Origin of the sequence: Brevibacterium sp. K72 (assembly GCF_050562175.1) — a bacterium.
In the GTDB taxonomy this organism is placed as follows: domain Bacteria; phylum Actinomycetota; class Actinomycetes; order Actinomycetales; family Brevibacteriaceae; genus Brevibacterium; species Brevibacterium casei.
Window position 1 is genome coordinate 3,145,717 of record NZ_CP191582.1, and the last position, 16,982, is coordinate 3,162,698.

Consider the following 16,982-nt stretch of genomic DNA (forward strand, 5'->3'; position numbering starts at 1 on the left):
GTGGGAGCAGACACCGCACCGAACGAGCACTCAGTGACATGAAGGAGCACTCAGTGACACCAGCGAAGATCCTGGCCTCACGCAGTCCGGTCGCCGAAGCCGGACACCACGCCATCACCCAGCCCGGGCCCGCACATCTCATCCGCGCAGTGCAGCGCTTCATCCAGCGGCTCGGCAATCAGTTCGGGGCGGCGATCACCTATTTCCTCGTCCTCGCCATCGTCCCCATCGCGATGTTCACCTTCGCCGGTCTCGGTTTCGTCCTCGACGTCCTCCGGCCCGACCTCGTCCCCGTCATCACCGAGCAGATCGAGGCCTTCTCCCCCGGCAACTCAGCGATGACCGACCAGCTCGAGGGCTTCCTCAACGACTGGCAGGCCGTCGGCATCTTCGGTATCCTCGCGGGTCTCTACACCGGGCAGGGATTCATCGGCAACCTCGGAGCGGCAGTGCGCGCTCAGCTCCACGACGACTTCGACGACGAGGTCAACCAGCCGTTCGTCAAGAAGTTCGTCGGCAACGCCGTGACCCTCCTCGGGCTCATCGTCGGTCTGCTGCTCACCGTCGCCCTCACGGTCGTCGGCACCGGCCTGCGGTCGTTCATCACCGACCTCTTCAACCTCTCCGGCTGGATGTCCGGGCTTCTCGTCGCCGTGCCGATGCTCATCACGTTCGGGGCGTCGTGGCTGATCTTCATGTTCCTCTTCACGATGCTGCCCGAACATCCGGTGGACAAGCAGGCGAAGGTGCGGGGCTCGCTCATCGGAGCGGTCTGCTTCGTCATCCTCCTCAACCTCGCCACCGTCCTCGTCGACCTCTTCTCCGCGGGCAAGGCCGCGGGTGTGTTCGGGTCGATCATCGCGATCATGCTCACGCTCAACATCTTCGCCCGCATCATCCTCTTCGTCGCCGCCTGGATCGGCACCGCGCAGGCTCCGCGGCCGAAGGAGGACGACAGCGCTGATCACGGGTTCATCGAACCGAAGCTCCAGGCGCAGACTCTCGGTGCTCTCATGGCCGGTGCCGGGATCGTCGCGCTCACCCTGCTCGGCTTCAAGCGCTTCGACGAGAGGCGGTCGGAGAGCGCATCGGCGACACGGTAGAATGGAGCGGGAACTAGTCAATTGAATAAAGGGGACTCGACCTTTGACTGAAGCAACCACAGCTCGTCTCGACGAGTGGGCGAAGAAGCAGACTGCGGCTGAAGACCTCATCCCGCTCGTCGGCCGCCTCTACCGCAACAACGACGTGCTCCTCACCCTCTTCGGGCGTTCGCTGCAGGGCAAGTCCGTGACCGGCATGATCAAGGCTCACCGCTATGCCCGTCACTTCCTCGGCGAGGAGCTCGACATCGAGACCACGCTCGAGGTCGTCCGCGCTCTCGCCGACCTCGACCTCGGCCCTGCCCGGATCGATCTCGGTCGCCTCATCGTCAAGCTCAACGAGCAGTCGGCCTCGACCGCCGATTTCCTCGCCGCTGAGCTCGACCAGGTCATCGGTGCGCAGTCCTCCGACGATGAGGGCGTCCGCGACGTCGTCCTCTACGGCTTCGGACGCATCGGGCGTCTGCTCGCCCGCATCCTCATCGACCGCGCCGGCGGTACCGGGATGCGTCTGCGTGCGATCGTCGTCCGCCGCGGCGGGGAGAACGACATCGTCAAGCGCGCCTCGCTGCTGCGCCGCGACTCCGTGCACGGAAAGTTCGACGGCAGCATCGTCGTCGATGAGGAGAACAACACGATCCTCGCCAACGGCACCCTCATCCAGGTCATCTACTCCGATGACCCCTCCCAGGTCGACTACACCGCGTACGGCATCAACGACGCGATCATCGTCGACAACACCGGCAAGTGGCGCGATGAGGAGGGTCTGTCGAAGCACCTGCAGAGCAAGGGCGCATCGAAGGTCCTGCTCACCGCTCCGGGCAAGGGCGACATCAAGAACATCGTCTTCGGCGTCAACGACTCCGACATCACCGACGCGGACACGATCCTCTCCGCCGCGTCGTGCACGACGAACGCGATCACCCCGGTGCTCAAGGCGCTCAACGACCGCTTCGGTGTGCGCAACGGCCACGTCGAGACGGTCCACTCGTTCACGAACGACCAGAACCTCATCGACAACTTCCACAAGGGCTCGCGTCGCGGCCGTGCCGCCGGCCTCAACATGGTGCTCACGGAGACCGGTGCGGCGAAGGCTGTCGCGAAGGCTCTGCCCGAGCTCAAGGGGAAGCTCTCGGGCAACGCGATCCGCGTGCCCACCCCGAACGTGTCGATGGCGATCCTCAACCTCAACCTCGAGACGCCGACGACCGTCGACGAGCTCAACGCGTTCCTCCGTGAGACGTCGATGAACTCGCCGCTGCGCAACCAGGTCGACTACGTCGCCTCCCCCGAGCTCGTCTCGACCGACCTCGTCGGCTCGAAGCGTGCGGGTGTCGTCGACGGTCTCGCCACGATCGTCGACGAGGACCGCGTCGTCGTCTACGTCTGGTACGACAACGAGTTCGGCTACAGCTGCCAGGTCATCCGCTGCGTGGCGGAGATGGCCGATGTCGACACCCCGGCCTTCCCCGTCGTGGAGCAGGCCGAGGCCGTCGTCGAGACCGAGCCCGAGGTCGCCCCGGTCTGATCCGCTTGGTCGGTCCGGACTGAGCCCGGGACTCCGAAGAGGCGCCCACGTTGTGAACGTGGGCGCCTCTGTCGTCTTCGTCGGCGACGGCTGTCCGGATCTTCCTGACCGCCACCGAGGTGGTCAGGCCCTGCCCTCGCCTCGGCGCTCCCGCTCGAGGGCGTCGTGGAGCCAGATCGGGGTGAACGTGGCGAAGCGCCGGGAGAGTTCGTCGTCGCCGTCGAGGATGAGTGCGAACCTGTCATCGGCAGTCGAGAGCTCGTGCGCCCAGATCGGGCCGAGGCAGGCGAGGAGCAGGCAGGCGAGGACGACGGCGGCACCGAGGATCGGCGTCTGCGGCCACAGGAGGATCCCGAGGAGCACGCCGAGGACGGCGAAGCCGATCGCGATCGCCATGCCGCCGGAGCGGGTCCGCGGGACACGGGGCGTCGCCGGTCGTCTCGCCGCCACCGAATCGAGCGGGTCCCGACCGAGCCTGGTCCACGCGACGATCGCACCGAGGGCGCAGACGATGCCGATCATGATGAGGCTGAAGGCGGAGAAGAGGAGCACGGCATCGATCCTCTCCCCCTGTGCCTGCAGTTCGGCGCCGAGCCCGGCGACGAGCATGGCGACGGCGAGGACGAGCATGCTCAGCAGCCGCGCACGCCTGATCGCCGTGAGCTCGGCGAGAACCCGGGCGAGATAGCTGCGTTCGGCGTCGCCGTCGATCGTGCTCATCGGACGAACCCTGCCTTCTTGTCGACGGTGTGGGGAAACGGAGTGCCCTGCCGGTGGAGGGCGAAGAGCTCGAGGAACTGATCCTCCAACCGCTGGCGCCACCCGTGGGTGTCTCCGGACATGTGCGGGCTGATGACGACGTTCTCGCACTCCCACAGCGGGTGGTCGGCCGGCAGCGGTTCGACGTCGACGACATCGAGGGCGGCACCGGCGATCGATCCCGCAGCGAGGGCGTCGACGAGGGCGGCGGTGTCGACGGTCGCGCCGCGGCCGACGTTGACGAAGAATGCGTGGGGATCCATCGCTGCGAACACGGAGGCGTCGAAGAGGCGCTCGGTGCGTTCGGTGAGCGGGGCGATGTCGATGATCCAGTCGAAGCCGGACACGTGGGCGGCGAGCTCGCCCGAATCGATGATCGTGCCGAAGTCGGGGTCACCGCCTCGCGCGTGACTGCCGGCTCCGACGACCTCGACGTCGAGCGCGCGGAGCACGTGCGCGATCTCGCGTCCGATCGCCCCGGTCCCGACCACGAGCGCCCGCGTGCCTGAGAGGTCGGAGGTCGACTGGCGGTTCCACGCCTGACGACGCTGGTCGGCGAGGACGGCCGCCAGCGACTTCGCGTGGAGGAGCAGGAAGCCGAGGACGAACTCGGCGATCGGCCGGTCGAAGACGCCGCGGGCGTTCGTGACGACGACGTCGGAGTCGATCAGTTCGTCGAAGAGCAGCGAGTCGACTCCGGCGGCGGCCACGTGGACCCAGGCGAGGTCGTCGGCACGGTGGAACTGTCCGGCCAGCGCCGTGGAGAAGAAGTCCCAGAGCAGGAGCACATCGGTGCCCGGCAGAGCGTCGCCGAGCTCATCGGCACTGGCGGCGACGCGGACCTCGACGTCCTCGAGGTCCCCGAGGTCACGCAGGCGGTCGGGAACCCCGTCCTGGGGTGTCGTGAGAATCGTCAGTGTCGTCATCCGCGGAAGCTTTCGTGATCGTCGGCAGACTCAGACTATCCGATGCCGGGGTCGCTGCGGCAACCTCGGCGCCCTCAGGGACGAGGACGTGCTCACGGCTCGTCGTGTCCTTCTTCAGCGTCTTCGCCAACGGCGTGTTCGGCAGGAAGAGGAGAATGACGAAGCCGGCGAAGGCAAGCGGAGCCACCCAGAGGAAGAGGGGCACGAGTGCGTCGTTGTACGAGGTGATGATGAGGGTGTGCAGGGGTTCGGGCATCTGGGAGACGATCTGCGGGGTCAGACCCGTCGAGGAGACCTGAGGCGGCTGCGCGTCCGGTGAGGCGGCGGCGAGGTCGGTCATCCCGGCCTTGATGTTCTCAAGCAGACGCTGGGTGAAAACCGAGCCGATGAACGCCATGCCCAGGGTCGCTCCGACCTGGCGGAAGTAGTTGTTCGCAGCCGTCGCGGTGCCGACCATCTCGACGGGGAAGGCATTCTGGACGACGAGCACGAGGATCTGCATGCTCAGGCCGAGGCCGAGGCCGAGGAGCGCGAGGCCGACCATCGGCTCCCACGCGGGGCTGTCGGCCTTGAGCGTCGAGAGGAGGACGAGGGAGGCACCGATGAGGAGGATGCCGATGAGCGGGTAGCGCTTGTACCTTCCGGTCCGTGCGACGACGAAGCCGATGAGGGTCGAGGAGAGGAGCATCGTGCCCATCATCGGGACCATCATCAGTCCGGCCACGGTCGCGTCGATGCCGTGGACCATCTGCAGGTAGGTCGGCATGTAGGAGAGAACGCCGAACATGCTCACACCGATGAAGAGGCCGGCGATCGTCGAGAGCAGGAAGTCGCGGTTGACGAAGAGTCTCAGCGGGATGACCGGCTCGCTCACCTTGGATTCGACGATGACGAAGGCGACGGTCGCGAGGGCACCGACGACGATGAGTCCGTTGATCTGCCAGGAGCCCCACTCGTAGTCGTGGCCGCCCCACGCGGAGACGAGGACGATGCAGGAGGTGACGATCGAGATGAGGGCCATGCCACCGACGTCGATCTTCGGGCGGGGGCCGTGCGTGTGTTTGGGGATCTTGAGGAAGACCGCTGCGGCGATGAGCGCGACGGCTCCGAGCGGGAAGTTGATCGCGAACGCCCAGCGCCAGCCGGGCCCTTCGGTGAGCCACCCGCCGATGAGGGGGCCGGCGACCGAGGAGACGGCGAATGCGGAGCCCATGATGCCCATGTACTTCCCGCGCTCGCGGGCCGGCACCACAGAGGCGATGATCGACTGCGAGAGGATCATCATTCCGCCGCCGCCGATGCCCTGGAGGACACGGCCGAGGATGAGCGTCGACATCTCGTTCGCGACGAGGGCGAAGACCGATCCGGCGAGGAAGCAGCAGATCGCGAACATGAACAGCGGCTTGCGGCCGAAGAGGTCGCCGACCTTGCCGTAGATGGGCATCATGATCGTCGAGGCGAGCATGAAGGCCGTCGACACCCAGAGCATCTGGTCGACTCCGTCGAGTTCGCCGACGATCGTCGGCAGCGCCGTGGCGAGCACGGTCTGGTTGAGGGAGAACATGAACATCGCGATCATCAGTCCCACGAAGAGGAGGATGATCGCCGAGGTGGTCATCGGCTGCGTGTCGTTGCTGTGGTTGCCCGGTGAGGTCGTCATGTCCCCGGTCCTCAGGTCGTTGTTGCTTCTCATCTCAGCTTTCATCTCAGTCGCTCGAGCACCTTGAGGAAGAGCCCCAAGGAGTCGTCGTAGACGTTCTTCGTGCCGTCGGGGTCGGCGGCGAGGTCGGGCGTGCGCTTGACCACCCGCGCAGCGTGCTGGAGCGGGACCATGCACAGTTGGGTGAGCATCCGCGCGCTGCGCCAGGCGGAGTCCTCGGACGAGAACTCCTGGCCGAGGTGCTTGAGCCGTGCGAGCACGTGCTCGGAGACGAGTTCCTCGAGCGCCTCGACCTGTTCGAACCGCTTGGTCACGAGCTCCGGATAGGCGGCGAAGAGCTGCCGCCTGCGCACCGAGAGCCGCGGGTCCGTGCCGACGAGGAGCGCTTCGCGCACGAAGTTCGCCGTGTCCTCGGCCAGGGACTCGATGCCGGTGTCGGATTCGACATAGTCGCGCACCAGCTGGGTGTCGATGGTCGAGACGTCGAGGCCGACGATCGCGTCCTCCTTTGTCTGGAAGTAGTTGAAGAAGGTCCGCGGAGACACCCCCGCGTCGGCGGCGATCATCGCCACCGTCACCGAGTCGAGTCCCTCGTCGAGGACACGGGTGATCGCCGCTTCGTGGAGCGCGGTGCGGGTCGCTCGCGCCTTCTTCGTCCGCAGCGATTCGTGGTCAGTCATGCCCTCAATTTTGCACCATCTGCAACTTTTCATCAACTGCAAAATTGCAACTGTGCAGTATTTCACGCCCGAACGCCGACGGGACGTTCAGGATTCGAGGATTCGGGAGTTCGCGGGCGGCCGCGAACGCGCGCTGGGTCGCTGCTCGAGTGAGCGATCGCGGGGTCGGGCGATCGCGGGTGACGGCGCTGCGGAGTCCTCCGCGGGATGTCGGAGCCTGGTGACAGAGTCCGAGTCAGGCCATGAGTTCGCGCAGGCGCACCCGGTGCTGCTCAAGCACCTGGAGCTGGCGCAGCAGCGCGGTCTGCGCCTCGGCGTCCGTGGCGGACTGTCGCTGGAGGCGCGAGTGGAGTTCCTTCGCGATCCTCTCGAGGTCATAGTCGAAGAGCTTCGCGACGATGCCCTGGGCGAACTTCTCGGCGCCCATTCCCTCGGACACGGGCAGCGGGGTGACGAGGAGCTGGGCGATGCCGGGCTTGAGGTCCTCATCGCTGGCGTCCATGACGGTCTCCACCCACCGCCCGGGGTCGGCGGCTCCCGCGCGCAGTCCTCCCGCCGCGCTGAGCACGGCTTGGACCCGGCGGTACCCGGGATGCTCGAATGCGTGGGCAGAGAGCGAGTCGAAGAGCTTCGCGTTGACGAACTCCGGATGCTGGAGGGCGACCATGAGCGCGCCCTTCTCCGTCTTCAGGCGCGTCGGAGTGATCGGAGCGGAGAGGTTTGAGACGTCGGGGCGCTCGTCGTAGACGTATTCGATGCCGTCCTCACCTGGCGCCCCCGGCCGACCACCGCCGCCCGCGGAATCCCCCGGACCGCCGGGGGCACCGCGGCCCCCCTTCGCACCGGAAGCGCTGCTCGGACCCGGACGGCCGGCGGTCCGAGCGTTCTCGGATCCCGACTGCCGACCCCGGTCCGATGCGGAGGCGCGCGGGTGCCGGCGGGCGGTCTTGACGGCAGCCTCCACCTCGGCGATGTCGACGCCGATGCGACCGGCGACGAAACGGTGGTAGTGGCTGAGGCTGTTCCGGTCGCGGATCCCGGCGAGCACCTCGGCGCTGGCCCGGACGGCGGCGATGCGGCCCTCGACGGTGTCGAGGTCGTACTGGGCGATCGCGGTGGTGATGACGAACTCGAAGAGGGGTCTGCGGCCCTCGATGAGCTCCCGGATCGCGGCATCGCCCTTCTCCAGGCGCAGGTCGTTGGGGTCGAGGCCCGAGGGTTCGACGGCGACGAAGGTCTGCGCGGTGAACTCGGATTCGAACTCGAAGGCCTTGAGCGCCGCCTTCTGTCCAGCCTCGTCGCCATCGAAGGTGAAGACGACCTGCGCGCTCGGGTCGTCGCCGATGAGGCGGCGGACGATCTTGACATGTTCGGCGCCGAAGGCCGTGCCGCACGTCGCGACGGCCTGGGTGACGCCGGCGAGATGGGCGGCCATGACATCGGTGTAGCCCTCGACGATGACGACGCGCTTGGTCTTCGCGATGTCGCGCTTGGCGAGGTCGAGGCCGTAGAGGACCTGGTTCTTGTGGTAGAGCGCGGTCTCCGGGGTGTTGAGGTACTTCGGCCCCTGATCGTCGTCGAAGAGCCGCCTCGCCCCGAAGCCGATCGTCCGACCCGTCATGTCCTTGATCGGCCACATCACCCGCCCGCGGAACCGGTCGTAGATGCCCCGGCTGCCTTCGCTCGCGAGCCCGGCCGCGAGGATCTCCTCATCGCTGAAGCCGGCCCGGCGCAGGTGGGAGGTGAGCGCATCCCAGGACTTCGGGGCGAAGCCGATGCCGAAGTGGGCGTTCTCCCCGGGAGGGAAGCCCTTCTCGGCGAGGAAGTCGCGGGCGATCTGCCCGGCGTCCTCACCCAGAGCGGTGGCGAAGAAGCGCTCGGCGACCTCGTGCATCTCGAGCAGACGCTGGCGTCTGCTCGCCTGCTCCCGGTCGGGGCCCTTGCCGTCCTCGTAGCGCAGGTGCATCCCGATCCGCCCGGCGAGCATCTCGACGGCCTCGACGAAGCTGAGCTGCTCGACCTTCTGGAGGAAGGTGAAGACGTCCCCGGATTCCCCGCAGCCGAAGCAGTGGTACATCCCGACCTGAGGGCGGACGGTGAACGAGGGAGTCTTCTCGTCGTGGAAGGGGCACAGGCCTTTGAGCGAGCCGATGCCCGCGGTCTTGAGCGTGACGAACTCGCCGACGACCTCGTCGAGGCGCGTGCGCGAGCGCAGCTCGTCGATGTCCTCGCGCTTGATGAGTCCGGCCATGGTCTAGAGACGATCCCCCGCCCCGGCTTGGATCCGGTGGTAGAGCGTCCACGCCGAATGGTCGGTCAGGGACGCGATCTGGTCGGCGATGACGCGCAGTCGGGCCGCATCGTCGGCGGCCTCCGCATGGTCGGCGGCGAACATCGGATCGAGCCCTCTCGGGTGCGCGTCATACCATTCGGCGAGCGTGGTGATGACGGTGTCCTGGATGTCGTGGAGGCGCAGCCGGTCCTCCGCGACCATGACCGTGAGCGTGGCCATCCCCTTGAGCACGGCGATCTCCACGGCCGTGGACTCGGGGACAACGAGCGAGGCCTGGTAGCGGTTGAGCGGCTCCCACCCGTACTCCTCGCGGGTCGCGGCCTCCGCGGCGCCGACGAAGCGGCCGATGAGCTGGCTCGTCATGTGCTTGAGGGCGGCCTGGGCGCGGCGGGAGCCGTCGAATTCGGTCTCCGGCCAGTACGCGGCGGCCTGGAGGCGGGTGAGCGCCTTGTCCATCTCCGCATCGTCGGTCTCGGGCAGGTACCACTGCCGGGTGATCGCGAAGAGCTCCGCGCGTCGGGCCTCATCGGTGAACTCGCTCAGGCGCAGGTGCCCGGCGACGACGGCGTCCTCGACGTCGTGGACCGAGTAGGAGATGTCGTCGGCGAGATCCATCACCTGGGCCTCGAGGCAGCGGCGACCGTTGACGACACCGGCCCGGTAGAAGTCGAAGACGGCGATGTCGTCGTCGTAGACGCCGAACTTCCGCACTCCCGAATCGCGTCGACCGGCCGAGGCCTCGGCCCGCGGCCACGGGTACTTCGTCAGGGCGTCAAGGCTGGCCCGGGTGAGGTTGAGCCCGGCGGGTCGGCCATCGGGGGCAAGCACCTTGGGTTCGATGCGGGTGACGAGGCGCAGGGTCTGCGCGTTGCCCTCGAAGCCGCCGATGTCGGCGCACAGCCGGTCGAGGATCGTCTCCCCGTGGTGGCCGAAGGGCGGGTGCCCGAGGTCGTGGCTCAGGCATGCGGTGTCGACGATGTCGGGATCGCAGCCGAGGTAGCGGGCGAGTTCGCGGCCGACCTGCGCGACTTCGAGGGAGTGGGTGAGCCGGGTGCGGACGAAGTCGTCGGTACCGGGCGAGACGACCTGCGTCTTCGCGCCGAGGCGGCGCAGCCCCGAGGAGTGGAGCACACGGGCGCGGTCGCGCTGGAAGGCCGAACGACGCGGGTTCTTCGCCGGTTCGATGACCCAGCGCTCCTCGTCGCGGGCGGTGTAGTCCGCGACGTGCCCGGAGGCCTGGGCGATGCGTGCGGAGGTCTCGGTCGGCACGCTCAGCCTCCCGAGATGTCGAGTTCGGCTTCGGCGAGCAGCGCGGTGCCGCTGGCATCGAAGACGCGGGAGTCGAGCCAGCCCTCGGGCAGGTGGGGCCGTTTGGGGCGGGTCGTGCGTCCGCGCGAGCCCTCGGCGGCCTCCCCCGGGTAGGGGGCGTCGTCGAGTTCGGCGAGGAGGGCGTCGAGTTCGGCCAGGGATGAGACCATCGCGAGTCGGCTGCGCAGATCGCCGCCGACAGGGTAGCCCTTGAAGTACCACGCGATGTGCTTGCGCAGGTCGCGGACTCCGTAGAACTCCTCGCCGTAGTAGTCGACGAGGTATTCGCCGTGGAGGCGGACGGCACGGGCCACCTCGGCCAGTCCGGGACGGTGGCGCTCATCGCTGCCGTTGAGTGCGTTCGCGAGGTCCCCGAAGAGCCACGGCCGTCCCTGACAGCCGCGGCCGATGACGACGCCGTCGCAGCCGGTGCGCGCCATCATCTCCAGCGCGTCCTCGGCGGAGAAGATGTCGCCGTTGCCGAGCACCGGGACGCTGTCGCCGAGGTGGTCCTTGAGCCGGGCGATCGACTCCCAGTCCGCGGTCCCGGAATAGAGGTCGGCGGTCGTGCGCCCGTGCAGGGCGATCGCCGCGACGCCCGCGTTCCGGGCGGTCTCCCCCGCGTCGAGGTACGTGTGATGGTCGGCGTCGATGCCCTTGCGCATCTTCACCGTCAGCGGGATCCCGCCCCGGTCGGCTTCGCGCACCGCGGTGGTGACGATCGCCGTGAAGAGGTCCTGCTTCCACGGCAGGGCCGAGCCGCCGCCCTTCCGGGTGACCTTGGGCACCGGGCAGCCGAAGTTGAGGTCGATGTGGTCGGCGCGGTCCTCCTCGACGAGCATGCGCACGGCCTGCCCGATCGTCACCGGGTCGACGCCGTAGAGCTGGACCGAGCGCGGGGTCTCATACGGTTCGTGGTGGATGATGCGCATGCTCTTGGGGCTGCGTTCGACGAGCGCGCGTGAGGTGACCATCTCGGTGACGTAGAGTCCGGCACCGTATTCGCGGCAGAGCCGGCGGAACGCGGTGTTCGTGATCCCGGCCATGGGGGCGAGCACGACCGGGGAGGACAGCTCGATGGGGCCGATGCGCAGAGGCGCGACGGCCGGGGACGTGGATTCGCTCATGACACTCACCCGTCCATTATCCCAAAGGCAGGCAAATCGGACACCGCCCGGTCCGTTCCCTTACTCACAGTCGTCGACCGGTCGCCCTCGGCGGGTGCCTCCCGCAGTTCGCGAACGTCCCATTCGGTGACCGCGCCCAGTTCCTCGCCGAGGCGGTCGTCGTGGGTGACGAGCAGCATCGCTCCCCCGAATCCCTCGAGCGCCGAGGTGAGCGCCCGCTGGGAGGCGACGTCGAGGTTGTTGCCGGGTTCGTCGAGGAGGAGCAGCTGCGGGGCGGGGTCGGCGAGCAGGGCGGCGGCGAGCGCGACGCGGAAGCGCTCCCCTCCCGAGAGCGTCCCGCACAGCTGCTCGGTGCGCCCGGCACGCAGACCCATCGCCGCGAGCACCTCGTGGACGCGATGCTTCTCCAGTCCCGGGTTCGGGTCCCGGACGGCATCCATGACGCTCGAGTGCTCGGGCAGCCGGTACTGCTGGTCGAGGTGGGCGATGGGCACGTGGACGGCTGTGCTCAGCCCGGGGAAGAGCTCGACGACCGGAGCGCTCGCCGACCCACCGCGCAGGGCGGCGAGCAGGCTCGACTTTCCGGCGCCGTTGGGTCCGGTCAGGCGGATCCGCTCCGCTCCGACGATCGTCCACGGACGCTCGAGCCCTGCGCTGTCGATCTCGAGCACCCGCTTGCCGGCATGGACCTCGGTCTCGGGCAGGTGGAGGGTGATCGACGGGTCGCGGCGGAGGGCGTCCTTCGCCCTCTGCACGTCCGCTTCGGCTCGGGCTTCGTCGGCGGCTTTGTCTCCGCGACGTTTGGCTGCCGACTTCTGGGCGAAGTCGCTCAGTCCGTTCATGACGATCTTCGGCCGCCGCTTGTTCGCCGTGTCCGTGGCCGCCTTCCGGTCGGCGCGCGCCAGCGTCGTCTCGAGCTCGATGCGCTGGCGCTTCTCGATCGTCAGCGTCTTCTTCGCATCGGTGAGCCGAGACCGCTTGGCCTCCTCCTCGGCGGCGACCATCTCCTCGTAGGCGCTGTAGCCGCCGCCGTAGACACGCAGTTCGTCAGTCATCTCGACGATCGCGTCCATCGTCTCGAGCAGGTCTCGGTCGTGGGAGATGATGAGGCTCGGTCCGCTCCGCCGGTCGAGGAGCTCGCCGAGGAGTCTGCGCCCTGCGGCATCGAGGTTGTTGCTCGGCTCGTCGAGGATGAGCCATGCGGATCCGGCGAGAGCCGCACGGGCGAGGCCGATGCGCATGGCCTCCCCACCGGAGAAGGTCCGCAGCCGGCGGTCGAGGTCACGGGACTCGAGACGCAGCCCCACCTCGGCGAGGGCGGACAGGGCCCGCTCTTCGATGTCCCAGTCGTCGCCGATGACGGCGAAGTCCTCGTCCTCCCCGTGCCCGGCGAGGGTGCGGTGGAGGGCGGAGCGGACGGTTCCGATGCCGAGGACGGTCTCGACGGGGACATCGGTGTGCGGGAGCAGCTGGTCGATGTGGACGGCGCCAGCGGAGCCGATGACGGTGCCCGTCGTCGGGGTGAGTTCGCCGGTGAGGAGACGGGCGAGGGTGGACTTTCCGATCCCGTTGTCACCGACGAGGCCGACGCGTCCGGTCGGGATGGTCGCGGTGAGGGAGTCGAGGATCTCGGTGTCGTCGCCGAGGCGGTAGCCGAGTCCGGAGATGGAGATGGCAGCAGTCATCTGTGACCTCATTTCGTGCACACGTGTGTGGTGCGGGGCCGTTTCGCCCGCGGGTGCGGAAATGAGTGGTCACTTCACTGGGGGTGGCTACCTTCCGACGGGAATGGGACCCGTCAAGGATGCCTGAGTCCGGTGGGGCCCGTCAAGGGCGGACCGCCTCGGCGGGGGCGGTCTCAGACGATGATGAGGATGAGTTCGGCCGGACGGTCGCTGGGGTTGGCGACCTGGTGCGGGACGTCGCCGGGGGCCTGCGCGCAGTCGCCGGCGCGGAGCACGGTGCGACGGTCGATCGTGACGATCTCGACGATCCCGGCGAGCACGTAGAAGGTCTCCCGGGATCCGGAGCGGTGGGCGGCGATGGCGGAGGTCTCGCTGCGCGGATCGAGGGTGTAGTGGATGACCTCCATGTTCTCCATCGGGGAGGGGAGGTCGCGGCGGTGCGTGCCCGGACCGTAGCTCGTGAGCGCGAGGATGGCTTCGCTGGGAGTGATGACGACCTCGGGTTCGGCGAGCAGTTCGCCGACGTCGACGCCGAGGGCGCGCGAGAGGCCCATGGCATTCGAGACGGAGGTGTCCTGTTCGCCGCGCTCGATCTTCGACAGGGCGGCGCGGGAGATCCCGGCGCGGGCGGCGAGCTCGTTGAGCGTGAGGTTGCTGTGCCGCCGGCGGGACCGCACCCGCGCGCCGAACACCCGCGCTCCCGTGTCCTCTGACTTCGCCATGATCCCATCCTAGTGTATTCTCAGATAGTAGATTTCGATCCATGAAGAGCGAAAATGCCCGGTGTCCTTGCGCTCTCCCCTCTTGCCCTCGTGATCGTCCTCCTCGCCGTCCGGGTGCCGACATGGATCTCGGCGGCGGCAGGACTCCTCGGGTCGATCGTCTGTGCGCTTCTCGCATTCCCCACACCGCTTGCCGTCTTCGCCGCCGCCGGCACCGACTACTTCCCGCTCGTCGTCGAAGTCGCCCTCATCCTCCTCTTCGGCATAATGCTCGCCTCGATCCTCGAGGCCAGCGGTGCCATGCGCGCACTCTCCGGCTGGGTCGAGGCGACCGTGCCGAGTCGATCGATCGGCGTCGCCCTCGTCGTCTTCGGGATCGTCCCCTTCGCCGAGTCCGTCACCGGCTTCGGCATCGGTGTGACGATCGGCGTGCCGGTGCTGCGCCACCTCGGCTGCTCGATCCGCCATTCCGCGCTCTTCGGCCTCCTCGGGCTCGTCGCCGTCCCCTGGGGTGCGCTCGGCCCGGGCACGACCGTCGCTGCCGCGCTCGCCGACCTCGACGTCGACGCGCTTGGCCTGACGACGGCCTGGATCAATGCGATCCCCATCGCCGTCGTCCTCGTCGCGATCATCGTCCTCGCTCGCCCGAAGCCCCTCAGCGCCCTCGGCATGGCAACTGCCGCCGGGCTGCTCTGGGCCGGCATCCTGGCTTCGAACGCCCTGCTCGGCATGGCCCCGGCTGGCATCGTCGGCTCGCTCCTCGTCATCGCCGGCATCGGCCTGCCCCTGTCGATCCGCAGCCGCTTCGCCGGGATGGACCGCAGGCTCGGCCGCGCGGTGTTGCCGTATGCGACACTCACGGTGGGCATCCTCCTCGCCCGTGAGCTCTACGCCCTCGTCCCGTCGCCCCTCACCGACATCGTCTCCTCTCCCCCGTTCTGGCTCGCGGTCGCCTGCCTCGTCGCCGTCCTCGTCGCCCGGGGCCGGGGGCGAGCGCGCGGGGCGAGCGCCGGGCCGGCGGACACCCCGGGTCCCGGACCGACGGACACCCCGGGTCCCGGACCGACGGACGCCGAGGCCGGCGAAACGGCGGACGCAGGCGACTCCGGCACCGACCCTGACCCAGCTGTCGCCTCGGCGAAGGAACCCCTGCGCCCGGTCGCGGCGTCCGCGGTCCGCGCATGGGTCCCCATCGGGGCGGCGACGGCGGCGTTCATGGTCATGGGCTGGGTGATGACGACGAGCGGGATGAGCGACGCGATCGGCGCACTCGTCCCCGCCGGCCTCCTCCTCGTCACTCCGTGGCTGACCACGGTCGGGGCGGTCCTCACCGGGTCGAACACGGGCAGCAACGCGATGTTCTCGGGCACCCTCGCCTCGGCGGCCGACGCGGCAGGGGCCCCGGCGATGACGGTCGTCGCCGCCGGAAATGTCGCAGGATCCTTCGCCGCCCTGGCCGCGCCCCCGCGCGTCGCGATGTCCGTCCAACTCTCCGGCGGCACCGGCGCGGATCCCCGCGACGGATTGTGGGTGCTCGGCCGCGCGGCGCTCATCGTCGCGATCAACGCGCTCGCCGTCGGCCTCTGGCTGCAGTTCCTCGGGTGATTTCCTTCGACGACATCACGCCGCGTCACAGTTCGCCCCCGCAGGCGCACGTCCTCCCCGAAGCGGCACCTCCACCCCGCAACCGCACGTCCTACCCGTGACAACACCCCATCGTCGTCGGTTCACAGACAACCCTCCGCTCGGCACGTCATCCCCGCAGCGACGAAACCTCCCCGTGCACGCGTAGGAAATACCGCTCCGGGTGCCGGGTGCGTGCATCCCCGCCGAGGCGGTCGTCCCGTCCGCGCAACCCGCACCAACCGCGTCGCAGTCCGCGTCCGCCGCCACCTCCGCAACCGCAGCCGCATTCACCGCCTGCTGAAACCGCGCCGCGCATCGGCACCGACATGTTCGGGGCGAGGCCCCACGCCGATGATGCGTCCGGGCACGTGGGCGAGCGCGGGGAATCGGGCGACGAGGCGCAGAGGCAGGGGCGGACGCGAGGCTGGGCGATCCGCGAGGAGCACCGCCTGGATGCGCAGCTGGACCCACTGGATGAGCGTCGCCGGCCAGGCGCGCCGCCTCTGCACTCGGCGCAGCTGCCTCGCCGTCGGTGTGCCCGCGCGGAGATTCGGCCCGAGGATTCGCGCCGCGGCGACCGCGTCCTGGATGGCGAGGTTGATGCCGACTCCACCGGCCGGCGACATCGCATGCGCGGCGTCTCCGATGCACAGCAGGCCGGGTGCGTGCCAGCGTCGCAGGCGCTCCAGTCTCACCCGCAGGAGCCTGACGTCGTCGAGACCCACGTGCTCCATCCGTCCGCTCAGCTGCGGGGCGATCCGGGCGACCCGCGCCCGCAGTGCGGTGAGCGCCGCCGCCGACGGCACCCAGGTGCCTGCCGGGATCGCATTGGCGACCTGGAAGTACTCGCCTCGGTCGATGGCGAGGAGAAGACCGGCACCAGCCTGCACGAAGGGAAGGGACTCACCACTGGCCTTCGGCACGCGGAACCAGAGCACGTCCATCGCCGTCGCCAGCCGCCGGGGGTGCAGTCCCGCTGCGTCCCTCACGGTCGAATCCCGACCGTCCGCCGCGATGACGAGGCGTGCCTGCAGGGTCTCCTCCCCCGTCGACGATCGCGTGCGGACACCGTCGATCCGCTCTCCCGCCCGGACGACGTCGATGACCTCGGTGCTGCGCAGCAGCGTGAACGTCGGCTCGCGCAAGGCGGCGCGGGCGATGAGATCGAGGAACTCCCACTGCGGCATGAAGCTGATCACCCGACGCCGGGTCGGCAACCGCGAGAAGTCAGCGAGCACGAACTCCTCCTCGTTCCACCGCAGCCTCACGCGAGGCATGTCCTCGTGCGGCAGGGTGAGGAACTCGTCGAGGAGGCCGAGCTCGGCCAACAGGTCCTGGGTTGAGGGATGGATGGTGTCGCCGCGGAAGTCGCGGAGGAAGTCATCGTGCTTCTCCACCACTGTGACCCTCACCCCGAGACGGGCGAGCACGAGCCCGCAGACGAGGCCGGCGGGACCGCCGCCGACCACGATGCAGTCCGTGTCCGCCGCCGCGCCGAGTCGCCGCGAATCGTCACCGGTGACCGTCTGATCCTGTTCGAATCGCTCTGCCTTCATGGCCTCAGA

At 68.7% G+C, this 16,982-nt stretch carries 13 protein-coding genes; 3 read left to right on the forward strand and 10 right to left on the reverse strand.

From position 1 onward, the window contains the following. Positions 1 to 53 precede the first annotated feature (53 nt). Both ACQ1RG_RS14250 and ACQ1RG_RS14255 read left to right on the forward strand, forming a co-directional pair. The gene (locus ACQ1RG_RS14250) at positions 54 to 1,103 is read left to right on the forward strand and encodes a YhjD/YihY/BrkB family envelope integrity protein (protein WP_063250183.1); all 1,050 of its coding nucleotides are present in this window, start codon (positions 54 to 56) and stop codon (positions 1,101 to 1,103) included. Positions 1,104 to 1,146: 43 nt separating this feature from the next. Then, positions 1,147 to 2,631 (forward strand): glyceraldehyde-3-phosphate dehydrogenase, encoded by a 1,485-nt coding sequence (locus ACQ1RG_RS14255; protein WP_063250142.1) that lies wholly within the window; start codon positions 1,147 to 1,149, stop codon positions 2,629 to 2,631. Between the two features lie 123 nt (positions 2,632 to 2,754). Here the strand turns inward: ACQ1RG_RS14255 and ACQ1RG_RS14260 are convergent, their stop codons facing one another. From ACQ1RG_RS14260 to ACQ1RG_RS14300, 9 genes are all read right to left on the reverse strand, one after another. Further along, on the reverse strand, positions 2,755 to 3,351 hold the full coding sequence (locus tag ACQ1RG_RS14260; RefSeq protein WP_430600174.1) for a hypothetical protein: 597 nt from the start codon (positions 3,349 to 3,351) through the stop codon (positions 2,755 to 2,757). Further along, complete coding sequence (locus ACQ1RG_RS14265) at positions 3,348 to 4,316, reverse strand: D-2-hydroxyacid dehydrogenase (protein WP_430600175.1); 969 nt, start codon at positions 4,314 to 4,316, stop codon at positions 3,348 to 3,350. Before ACQ1RG_RS14265 ends, ACQ1RG_RS14260 begins: the two co-directional genes overlap by 4 nt. Then, a complete protein-coding gene (locus tag ACQ1RG_RS14270) occupies positions 4,258 to 5,976 on the reverse strand; it encodes an MDR family MFS transporter (RefSeq protein WP_232252587.1) in 1,719 nt (572 codons plus the stop codon). Before ACQ1RG_RS14270 ends, ACQ1RG_RS14265 begins: the two co-directional genes overlap by 59 nt. A gap of 41 nt (positions 5,977 to 6,017) precedes the next feature. Beyond that, positions 6,018 to 6,656: a TetR/AcrR family transcriptional regulator gene (locus ACQ1RG_RS14275; RefSeq protein ID WP_095375490.1), complete on the reverse strand. Its 639-nt coding sequence runs from the start codon at positions 6,654 to 6,656 to the stop codon at positions 6,018 to 6,020. 235 nt (positions 6,657 to 6,891) lie between these two features. Next, positions 6,892 to 8,907: a DNA primase gene (gene dnaG, locus ACQ1RG_RS14280; protein WP_391532191.1), complete on the reverse strand. Its 2,016-nt coding sequence runs from the start codon at positions 8,905 to 8,907 to the stop codon at positions 6,892 to 6,894. Between the two features lie 3 nt (positions 8,908 to 8,910). After that, entirely contained in the window at positions 8,911 to 10,218 is a 1,308-nt protein-coding gene (locus tag ACQ1RG_RS14285) for a deoxyguanosinetriphosphate triphosphohydrolase (protein ID WP_373314604.1), read from the reverse strand. Positions 10,219 to 10,220: 2 nt separating this feature from the next. After that, positions 10,221 to 11,384, reverse strand: coding sequence for a tRNA dihydrouridine synthase DusB (dusB, locus tag ACQ1RG_RS14290; RefSeq protein WP_063250146.1), 1,164 nt, complete (start codon positions 11,382 to 11,384; stop codon positions 10,221 to 10,223). A gap of 5 nt (positions 11,385 to 11,389) precedes the next feature. Beyond that, complete coding sequence (locus tag ACQ1RG_RS14295; RefSeq protein WP_131247781.1) at positions 11,390 to 13,069, reverse strand: ATP-binding cassette domain-containing protein; 1,680 nt, start codon at positions 13,067 to 13,069, stop codon at positions 11,390 to 11,392. Between the two features lie 173 nt (positions 13,070 to 13,242). Beyond that, on the reverse strand, positions 13,243 to 13,791 hold the full coding sequence (locus ACQ1RG_RS14300) for a helix-turn-helix domain-containing protein (protein ID WP_009377081.1): 549 nt from the start codon (positions 13,789 to 13,791) through the stop codon (positions 13,243 to 13,245). Between the two features lie 54 nt (positions 13,792 to 13,845). Between ACQ1RG_RS14300 and ACQ1RG_RS14305 the strand changes: the two genes are divergently transcribed. Continuing rightward, positions 13,846 to 15,396: an L-lactate permease gene (locus ACQ1RG_RS14305; RefSeq protein ID WP_009377080.1), complete on the forward strand. Its 1,551-nt coding sequence runs from the start codon at positions 13,846 to 13,848 to the stop codon at positions 15,394 to 15,396. 308 nt (positions 15,397 to 15,704) lie between these two features. Here the strand turns inward: ACQ1RG_RS14305 and ACQ1RG_RS14310 are convergent, their stop codons facing one another. Continuing rightward, positions 15,705 to 16,973, reverse strand: coding sequence for an FAD-dependent oxidoreductase (locus tag ACQ1RG_RS14310; RefSeq protein WP_009377078.1), 1,269 nt, complete (start codon positions 16,971 to 16,973; stop codon positions 15,705 to 15,707). Positions 16,974 to 16,982: the final 9 nt, after the last annotated feature.